Below are 1,287 nucleotides of genomic sequence, written 5' to 3'. Positions count from 1 at the left end.
CTACTATAGGAGTAGTTACATCCCCGTTCCCGTCTAGCGGTTTATATGACTTCTCCTCTAACGTGCTCACTACCCGATCAGACAGAAATATATCAAATGCCAGCATAGCTAACGGTTTACGGAACACAAAAGCTCCTAATCCGATCAAGACTAGTACTAGCGCTAGAACTACTATGAATTTTTTTTTGATTCTCTTGTTCATCATTCCAGTTCCTTCCTAATATTTGGAGTGTAATATAACGTGGTGTTCATATGTTTAACCCGACTACAGTCGTTCATCATTCTGAAAATTTAGGACAAAGTGATTATCGTCATTATAAACACCAAACGCATATCCTTTATCCCTATAAAATGTAATGATTTCTGTTAGTTCCTGTAATGTTTGTGATTTTTCATGCATGAGAACGACTTCTACGTCAGCTTTTGTTTCCCTTTTAATATTTTCTAGAATTTGGTTCCGATGACCTTTTAATCTCCAGTCGTTAGAATCAATTGTCCAATCCCAAAGCTTAATTCCAGATTCTACAATTTGATTACGAATTCGCTCACTTCTCAATCCTGGTGCTGAACCATAAGGTGCACGAACCAACCTAGGATTTGTACCTGTAATATCATGGATAAGAGCTAAGGTTTCATTCATCTCTGGTACAAACTGTTTATTTGTATATAACTTTTGATAATCATGGGACATACTATGTCCACCAATATAATGTCCTTCTCGTATTACTCGTTTTACACTTTCTTGTAAATTTGTTTTTTTCAAATTACTTCCTTGCATGAAAAACGTTGCTTTTACATTTTGCTCTTTTAATACATCTAAGAATTGATCCGTTAATTTACTAGGGCCATCATCAAATGTTAGGTAAACAACTTTCCCTTTAGGTTTTCCGTCAGATTTTTTTTGTTGTTTTGCTTTTTGTTTTATTGCATCTTGTTTTATGGCTTCTTGTTTGACAGCCTCTTGTTTGATAGCTTCTTGTTGTATAGCCTCTTGTTTGATAGCTTCTTGTTGTATAGCCTCTTGTTTGATAGCTTCTTGAAGCACTCCTTCTTCGTGAATAGAATGTATTTTCCCTATTAAAAAGATCATGAGAAAAATTGTTACTAGAACAATAATCCCAAAACGTATTCTTGCCTTTCTTATCCTTGCCCTTTTATTTCTTCTCGATGTTTTCACTATTTTCCAAACCTTTCCATGGTGTACTGAAGCATCTGTGATCATTGGTTTAAATAAATAGATTAATAGATATCATGCAGATCTGGTGCAATAATTATAAAAGTCGCTGT

General features: G+C 34.7%; 1 protein-coding gene and 1 pseudogene. Both read right to left on the bottom strand.

Annotated elements, in window-relative coordinates; all coding sequences use genetic code 11:
* Positions 1–205: pseudogene (locus BW961_RS29400) on the bottom strand (LCP family protein); the annotation flags it as partial.
* A 60-nt stretch (positions 206–265) separates the two neighbouring features.
* Positions 266–1,177, bottom strand: a complete 912-nt coding sequence (locus BW961_RS29395) for a polysaccharide deacetylase family protein (protein ID WP_076577147.1) — start codon at positions 1,175–1,177, stop codon at positions 266–268.
* Between the last annotated feature and the right edge of the window lie 110 nt (positions 1,178–1,287).

Source organism: Paenibacillus macquariensis (genome assembly GCF_900156375.1).
In the GTDB taxonomy this organism is placed as follows: Bacteria; Bacillota; Bacilli; order Paenibacillales; family Paenibacillaceae; genus Paenibacillus_AQ; species Paenibacillus_AQ macquariensis.
This window is presented reverse-complemented; position numbering and strand designations above follow the sequence as displayed.